This window comes from Candidatus Sodalis sp. SoCistrobi (assembly GCF_900143145.1).
GTDB lineage: Bacteria > Pseudomonadota > Gammaproteobacteria > Enterobacterales > Enterobacteriaceae > SoCistrobi.
The window spans coordinates 1-8,533 of the sequence record NZ_FRDB01000133.1; the positions used below are offsets into that span (position 1 = coordinate 1).

Consider the following 8,533-nt stretch of genomic DNA (forward strand, 5'->3'; position numbering starts at 1 on the left):
TGCTCATGCTGAGTTTCCAGCACTAGATTAACTGCCCGTTCACGGACTTCCGGAGAGTAACGTTTGGTCGTTGTCATAGAGACCTCCACTTTTAAAGTATAGACTCTAATTTATCCGGGGTGATTCAGAGCTGGGTGAATTTTTCCAGACGGCGTTGGTCGGACATCTCGGTTGCGCCATGTTGACTTTCCTGCAGGGCATGGAACAGTGCAATAATTTCTTTTTTATGCGTTCCCCCTCTGAACCAATCAATAATGGCGCTGACAAATTCAGACAAATGAGTAATTCGCGTTGCTTCCCTGACGTTATTGGCATTTAATACTTGCGCAACTTTATGGTTACTGAGCAATATATTTCTATTTGGCATTGAAAAAACAATGGGCATCTTCACCTCTTCAGACGATTAATCGTGCGCGTTGCACGTTATGCTTCACCCGATAATCGCACGGGTAAAAGTATCACCGTTCACAACGGGACGGCGTCCGGCATCAATCACAGCACACGTTTATCCCTTCAGTAATAAACCTCCGCTGAATCAATACCGGTGTTAAATACCCTGACAGAATATCGATTCCGCTCACGGTTCTCCTATCGGCTGTTGACCTGATCTCCCGCGACGCAGAAGCAAAAAAAAAGCCCCGTAAGGGGCTTTTTCAGGTTTGCAATAATGTCGGCCGTTGGGCCGCGACGGTTAACCGTAGATATTGGCGCGATCGCGCAACTCTTTACCCGGTTTAAAATGCGGAACATATTTGCCTTCCAGTTCCACTTTATCACCGGTTTTGGGATTGCGGCCGATACGCGGGGCACGGTAGTGAAGAGAAAAACTGCCGAAACCGCGGATCTCGATGCGTTCGCCGCTGGCGAGCGTGGTCGCCATTTGCTCAAGCATCTCCTTCACTGCATCCTCAACCACTTTTGCCTGGATGTGAGCGTGCTGGCCAGCTAGTCTTTCGATAAGCTCAGACTTGGTCATAATTCCTCCAAGTTTACGCGTCTCTTTTGAGAGCAGCGTAACACCTTAACTACCGTCCAGGAGCAGAGTCGCCTCCGCTCCCCCATTATTATTACTCGCCTTTGGTCGCCGCTTTAAAGGCTTCAGCCATCGCGTTGGAGAAGTTGCCTTCTTCCTGCTTGTTGTTCACGGTGCTGATGGCTTCTTTCTCGTCCGCCTCGTCCTTGGCACGAACGGACAGGCTGACAACGCGGTTTTTGCGATCGACGCCGGTGAATTTCGCTTCCACATCGTCGCCGACGTTCAGAACCAGCGTAGCGTCTTCAACGCGATCGCGCGAGGCTTCAGAAGCGCGCAGGTAACCTTCAACGCCGCCGGCTAATTCAACTGTAGCACCTTTCGCGTCAACTGCAGTGACTTTACCGGTAACAATAGCCCCTTTCTTGTTCAAAGACAGGTAGTTATTAAACGGATCTTCAGCCAGCTGCTTCACGCCCAGGGAAATACGCTCGCGCTCTGCGTCAACCTGCAGAACCACGGCCGCGATTTCGTCACCCTTCTTGTATTCGCGTACGGCTTCTTCGCCGGCCACGTTCCAGGAGATGTCGGACAGATGAACCAGGCCGTCGATGCCGCCGTCCAGGCCGATAAAGATGCCGAAGTCGGTGATCGACTTGATTTTGCCTTCAACGCGGTCGCCCTTGTTATGGGTTTCAGCGAACTGCTGCCACGGATTGGCTTTGCACTGCTTCAGACCCAGGGAGATACGGCGACGTTCTTCGTCGATGTCCAGCACCATGACTTCCACCACGTCGCCCACGTTAACCACTTTGGACGGATGGATGTTTTTGTTGGTCCAGTCCATTTCGGAAACGTGCACCAGGCCTTCAACGCCTTCTTCGATTTCAACGAAGCAGCCGTAGTCGGTCAGGTTGGTCACGCGGCCGGTCAGGCGGGTGCCTTCCGGGTAACGCTTCGCGATAGCGACCCACGGATCTTCGCCCAGCTGTTTCAGGCCGAGGGAGACACGGGTACGCTCACGATCGAATTTCAGTACTTTAACGGTGATCTCGTCGCCGACATTCACGATTTCGCTCGGATGCTTGACGCGCTTCCAGGCCATATCGGTGATGTGCAGCAGGCCGTCAACGCCGCCCAGATCAACGAAGGCACCGTAGTCGGTCAGGTTCTTGACGATACCCTTGACTTCCATGCCTTCCTGCAGGTTTTCCAGCAGCTGATCGCGCTCGGCGCTGTTTTCGGATTCGATAACGGCACGACGGGAAACCACGACGTTGTTGCGTTTCTGATCCAGCTTGATCACTTTAAACTCAAGCTCTTTGCCTTCCAGATGCAGGGTGTCGCGAACCGGACGCACGTCGACCAGAGAACCCGGCAGGAACGCACGGATACCGTTCAGTTCAACGGTGAAACCGCCTTTGACTTTCCCGTTGATAACGCCGATAACGGTGGCCGCTTCTTCATACGCTTTTTCCAGCATCAGCCAGGCTTCGTGGCGCTTGGCTTTCTCACGGGACAGCAGCGTTTCGCCGAAACCGTCTTCGACCGCATCCAGCGCGACGTCAACCTGATCGCCCACTTCGATTTCCAGCTCGCCCTGGGCGTTGCGGAATTGCTCGACGGGAATGGCGGATTCAGATTTCAGGCCGGCGTCAACCAGAACCACGTCTTTCGCGATGGACACAACGGTACCGCGAACGATGGAGCCCGGACGGGTTTCGATTTCTTTCAGGGATTCTTCAAAGAGTTGAGCAAAAGATTCTGTCATATTTGATAATCTTCAGATTTTTTGATTAACGTCCATCCGGCATCCTGCTTGATGGGGTTGTTATACACGCCCCGCTGCCGATCCTCGCTGCAGGGTAATTTAGTCACAATATCGTTACGATAGCGCCAGAATCTGCCTGGCGTGCGCCAGCGCTTTGGCTATCACTTCATCGATAGTCAGGCGGGTGGAGTCGAGCACCAGCGCATCAGCTGCCGGCATCAACGGCGCCACCGCGCGATTGCGGTCGCGATCGTCCCGTTCTTTTATCTCGGATAAAAGGCGTTCAAAGTTAACACTAAAGCCCTTTTCCTGCAACTGCCGCATGCGGCGGTGCGCCCTTTCTTCCGAGGACGCATCCAGAAAGATTTTCACCGGCGCATCGGGAAACACCACGGTTCCCATATCGCGGCCGTCGGCAATCAGGCCCGGCGCGGCGCGAAATGCGCGCTGGCGACGCAGCAGCGCCTCCCGCACGCGGGGAAACGCGGCGATTTGCGATGCGGTATTGCCGACGGTTTCGTTGCGAATCGCCTGGCTGACATCTTCCCCTTCCAGCACCACGTTCAATTGCCCCTGCTCGACCTCGAAACGCACGTCAAGATGGGCGGCGAGCGGCACCAATGCCTCCTCGCTATCGATAGCCACCTGATGATGCAGGGCGGCCAGCGCCAACACCCGGTAGATCGCGCCGGAATCCAATAAATGCCACTGTAACGTTTCTGCTAACGCTTTGCAGAGCGTCCCCTTCCCTGCACCACTCGGTCCGTCGATGGTGATTACCGGGGCTATAACCGTCATTGTCTTCTCCTTTAAACGCGACGAGAGTGAAAGCCTGAGACAGTCCTCAAACTTCAGTGCGCCGCATTATACCCTTCATTACGCGTAAACGTTACTCTTACCCGCCATTATGGCGCCGAATGCGGCGAGGCCGGCGTGCTTAACGCCGCCAACCGGGCAAAAAAGTCCGGGAAGGTTTTATGCGTACATTGCGGGTCGAGAATGGTCACCGGGGTATCCGACAGCGCCACCAGCGCAAAGCACATCGCCATACGGTGGTCGTTATAGGTACCGATTCGGGCGGCGGTCAGTATGGCGGGCGGCGTGACCGCCAGATAATCCTTGCCTTCGGTCACGATCGCGCCCACTTTGCGCAGCTCGGTGGCCATCGCCGTCAAGCGGTCGGTCTCTTTCACCCGCCAGTTGGCTATGTTGCGCAGTGTAGTGGTGCCGCCGCTGGCGAAAAGCGCGGTGGTGGCAATGGTCATCGCCGCGTCGGGAATGTGATTCATATCCATATCAATGGCGTGCAGCGATGCCCGGCTGCATTCAATGTAATCGTCGCCCCAGCTAATCGTCGCGCCCATGCTTTCCAGCACATCGGCGAAGCGGATATCGCCCTGCACGCTGTGGCGGCCGATGCCGGTCACACGCACGGTGCCGCCGCGGATCGCCGCCGCCGCCAGAAAATACGACGCGCTGGAGGCATCCCCTTCCACCAGATACTCCCCTGGCGATCGGTATACACTGCCGCCGGTGAGGTAAAACACCTGATAATTATCGTGCCGCACCTCAACACCGAAGCTTTTCATTAACGCCAGGGTGATATCGATATAGGGTCGGGACACCAGTTCGCCCTTGATGCGGATGCAGCTATCTTGCGGGGCCAGCGGCGCCATCATTAACAGGGCGGTGAGAAACTGGCTGGAAACGCTACCGTCAACGGTAATCTCGCCGCCTTGATAGCCGCCGCGCAAACGCAGCGGCGGATAATGCTCGTGTTCGAGGTAATCTATTTGCGCCCCGCCCTGGCGCAGCGCGTCCACCAGGTGGCCGATGGGACGTTCTTTCATGCGCGGCTCGCCGGTCAACGTGACGTCCCGCGCCTGCAGGCACAGCGCGGCGGCCAACGGGCGCATGGCGGTGCCGGCATTACCGAGAAACAGGGTCAGCGCCTCATCCGCGCGCAATGGCCCGCCGAGGCCGTCGATGTCACAGCTGCGGCGATCCGCCGACAGACGGTAATTCACACCCAGTTGGCCGAGGGCCGTCAGCATATGGCGCACATCGTCGCTGTCGAGCAGATTGGTCAGACGCGTGGTGCCGTGGGCCTGCGCCGCCAGTAACAAGGCGCGATTGGATACGCTTTTGGAACCCGGCAGGTTGAGGGTGCCATCGACGCGCGCGATGGGGTTTAGGGTCAGGGAATCCTGCATGTGTAACACTTTCTCCAACAAAGAATAACGCCTGGCGCCGGCACCCGGCCGGCGCCAGGATAATTCGCTCGCGGCCGGCCCGGTGGCCGGCTACGCCACGACAGGGAAAAAAGGGCGACGCCCTACTCGCAGCGCCGGCCGAGGCTATTAAGTCTTAGTGCCAGACGCACTGGCGCCGGCCAAGGCCGCTAACCGCAGTACCAGACGCTTTGGCGCCGGCCAAGGCCGCTAGCCGCAGTGCCAGACGCTCTGGCGCCGGCCGAGGCCGCTAGCCGGAATGCCCAACGCTCTGGCGCCGGCCAAGGCCGCTAACCGCGGTGCCGGACGCTTTGGTGGCGATCCGCTTATCCCAGCGGTCAAGCTCCAGGCCGCCGCCTAAGCCCGGCGATGGCTTGGCGTAAATTACCCGTGACGACGGGCAAAGCCGAGCATAAAGTCCACCAGCGCCTGTACGCCTTCGAGCGGCATAGCATTGTATAGCGATGCGCGCATGCCGCCCACCACCCGGTGTCCCTTCAATGCATGCAGACCGGCGGTCAGAGACTCCTGCAAAAATAACGCATCCAGTTGACTGTCCGCTAATTGGAACGGCACATTCATGCGTGAACGGTTGGCCGGCGCGACGGTATTGCGATAAAAATCGCTCTCATCGATGGTGCGATACAACAAAGACGCCTTGGCCTGATTGCGTTTATCCATTTCCGCCAGCCCGCCCTGGGCTTTCAACCATTTGAATACCAGCCCCGACAGATACCAGGCGAATGTCGGCGGCGTGTTGAACATGGAATCGTTTTCGGCCAGTACGCTGTAATCCAAAATAGACGGCAGCGCTTTGCTCGCGCGGCCCAGCAGATCCTCGCGCACGATAACCAGCGTCAGCCCGGCCGGCCCGATATTTTTCTGCGCGCCGGCGTAGATCACGCCAAAGCGGCTGACGTCCAGCGGGTGCGACAAAATCGTGGAAGAAAAGTCCGCCACCACCACCCTGTCGCCAAAATCCGGCAGCTCATCGATGGCCAAACCATCAATGGTTTCATTCGGGCAATAGTGTATATAGGCGCCGTCGTTGGATAACGCCCAGTCGCGCATCGGTTTGATCGCGCGCAGACCGTCTATTTCGGTGGTGACATCAATCACCCGCGGGTCGCAATATTTTTGCGCTTCTTTTATCGCGCTGTGCGCCCAGTATCCGCCATCGATATAATCAGCGCGGGTGGCTTCGCCCAGCAGGTTCATCGGCACCGCGGCAAATTGCGCGCGCGCGCCGCCGTGGCAAAACAGGACTTTATAATTGTCGGGGACAGCCAACAGCTCGCGCAAGTTTTGCTCGGAGGAGTGCGCCACTTCAAGAAACTCTTTACTGCGATGGCTTATTTCCATGACCGATGTGCCCAGGCCATGCCAATTACACAATTCCTGCTCCGCATTGCGCAACACTTCCGCCGGCAGCATTGCCGGGCCGGAGCTAAAATTAAACACCTGATTCATTTTCCCTCACCACGATTTGCCAGTAAAACCGCTAAACACCTACCATGGTTTTAACACCGCCCACGGCCGGCCGCAACGCCTGATAGGTAAGAGAATACATGGAGCCGAGGGAGAAAACACCGTATTATGGCGGTTTACCGTTGATAATAAGTGACCCTGATGACGCATACCTTTATTCCAGGCAAAGACGCGGCGCTGGAAGATTCCATAGCCCGCTTCCAGGCGCAGCTCAGCGCGCTAGGCTTCACGATTGAAGAAGCCTCCTGGCTGAATCCCGTGCCCCATGTCTGGTCGGTGCATATCCGCGACCGCGACTGTCCGCTGTGCTTTACCAACGGCAAAGGCGCTACCCGTAAAGCGGCGCTGGCCTCGGCGCTGGGCGAGTATTTTGAACGCCTCTCCACCAACTATTTTTTTGCCGACTTTTACCTCGGCGCCACGGTCGCCGGCGGCGAGTTTGTGCATTATCCCAATGAGCGCTGGTTTCCCATTCCCGCCGGCGGCGGGCTGCCGGACGGTATTCTCGACGAACATCTGCGCGCGTTTTACGACCCTGACCGGGAATTGACCGGGCGCGGCCTGGTGGACCTGCAGTCCAGCAATAACGCGCGCGGCATTTGCGCCCTGCCCTTCAGCCGTCAATCCGACGGCGCCACGGTCTACATACCGATGAACATTGTCGGTAACTTGTATGTGTCCAACGGCATGTCGGCGGGCAATACCGCCAGCGAGGCCCGGGTACAGGCCCTGTCCGAGGTGTTCGAGCGTTACGTTAAAAACCGCATCATCGCCGAGGCCATCAGTTTACCCGCCATTCCGCAGCCGGTTCTGGCGCGCTATCCCGGCGTGGTCGAAGCCATCGCGACGCTTGAGGGCGAAGGGTTCCCTATCTTTGCCTATGACGCTTCGCTAGGCGGCCAGTTCCCGGTTATCTGTGTCGTGCTGTTCAACCCTGCCAACGGAACCTGTTTCGCCTCCTTTGGCGCCCATCCAGATTTCGGCGTAGCGCTGGAGCGGACGGTAACCGAGCTGCTGCAGGGACGCGGCCTGAAAGATTTGGATGTGTTCACGCCGCCGACCTTCGATAACCAGGAGGTCGCCGAGCAGACCAACTTAGAAACGCATTTTATTGATTCCAGCGGCTTGATTTCCTGGGATATGTTCAAGCAGGACGCGGATTATGCCTTTGCGGACTGGGATTTAGCGGCACCACCGCGGCTGAGTTCGCCACACTAATGGACATTTTCCGCCAGCGCGACACCGAGGTTTATATCGCCGATTACCAACATCTGGGCGTTTATGCCTGCCGGATCCTGGTGCCGGGGATGTCGGATATTTATCCGGCCGAAGACCTTCTGCTGGCCAATAATGCTATGGCTATCAGTCTTCGCACCACGCTCTGCCAGTTGCCGGCAAGCCAGTGGCCGCAGGCGCGCTATCTGGCGCTGATCGAGCAGATTGATGAGCTGGGACTGGACGATTTTGCCCGGGTGCGTGAACTTTTGGGTCTTGCTACCGGCAAGGATAATGGCTGGTTTACCCTGCGGGTCGGCGAGTTGAAGGCCATGCTGGCACTGGCCGGCGGCGATCATGAGCAGGCGCTGTTGTGGGTCGAATGGACGCGAGACTTCAACGCATCGGTATTCAGCCCTGAGCGCGAGAATTATTACCGCTGCCTGCAGACGCTGCTGCAGTTGCAGGATGACGATGAGGGCCGCTCTGCCGAGCAGTACCAGCACGCCTTCGCACGTTTGTACGGCGCGCAGACCCTGGACAGCGCCACTGCGGCGCTCGCGGGGCAGAACCCGTTCTACGGTCTGACGGCGCTGGATGACGATCTGCGGGCCCTGCCGGCGCACCAGGCCCTGCTGGGCGCGTATGAAAAATTACAGCAGGCCAAACGGCGCTTCTGGTCGGCAGCCTAGCGGCTTCACGGCGATGGCGCGGGCAGCGCCCTTAGGGCATAGGTATCTACACATTTATCGTGATACCTGTTATTACTTTGCAGAATGATTTCAACCTATCTGTTGGCGGGATTGACTCTCGCCTTACCCGCCGATATCAGACGCGGGTTAAACAGCATATGAC

Annotated in this window: 6 protein-coding genes and 1 pseudogene; 1 reads left to right on the forward strand and 6 read right to left on the reverse strand. The window is 57.5% G+C overall.

Features of this window, described 5'->3' with window-relative positions; genetic code table 11:
- Positions 1 to 124: 124 nt before the first annotated feature.
- The 6 genes from CINSTRO3249_RS16615 to serC form a co-directional block, all read right to left on the reverse strand.
- Positions 125 to 385: a hypothetical protein gene (locus CINSTRO3249_RS16615; protein WP_125933166.1), complete on the reverse strand. Its 261-nt coding sequence runs from the start codon at positions 383 to 385 to the stop codon at positions 125 to 127.
- Between the two features lie 306 nt (positions 386 to 691).
- Entirely contained in the window at positions 692 to 976 is a 285-nt protein-coding gene (ihfB, locus tag CINSTRO3249_RS10005) for an integration host factor subunit beta (protein ID WP_074013175.1), read from the reverse strand.
- 91 nt (positions 977 to 1,067) lie between these two features.
- A complete protein-coding gene (gene rpsA / locus CINSTRO3249_RS10010; RefSeq protein WP_025422804.1) occupies positions 1,068 to 2,744 on the reverse strand; it encodes a 30S ribosomal protein S1 in 1,677 nt (558 codons plus the stop codon).
- A gap of 114 nt (positions 2,745 to 2,858) precedes the next feature.
- On the reverse strand, positions 2,859 to 3,542 hold the full coding sequence (cmk, locus tag CINSTRO3249_RS10015; protein WP_074013176.1) for a (d)CMP kinase: 684 nt from the start codon (positions 3,540 to 3,542) through the stop codon (positions 2,859 to 2,861).
- A gap of 107 nt (positions 3,543 to 3,649) precedes the next feature.
- Positions 3,650 to 4,957: a 3-phosphoshikimate 1-carboxyvinyltransferase gene (gene aroA, locus CINSTRO3249_RS10020; protein WP_074013177.1), complete on the reverse strand. Its 1,308-nt coding sequence runs from the start codon at positions 4,955 to 4,957 to the stop codon at positions 3,650 to 3,652.
- A gap of 402 nt (positions 4,958 to 5,359) precedes the next feature.
- Positions 5,360 to 6,445, reverse strand: a complete 1,086-nt coding sequence (serC, locus tag CINSTRO3249_RS10025; protein ID WP_074013178.1) for a 3-phosphoserine/phosphohydroxythreonine transaminase — start codon at positions 6,443 to 6,445, stop codon at positions 5,360 to 5,362.
- Between the two features lie 159 nt (positions 6,446 to 6,604).
- Here serC and ycaO point away from each other — a divergent pair.
- Positions 6,605 to 8,370, forward strand: a pseudogene (gene ycaO, locus CINSTRO3249_RS10030) (30S ribosomal protein S12 methylthiotransferase accessory factor YcaO).
- The last annotated feature ends 163 nt before the right edge of the window (positions 8,371 to 8,533 follow it).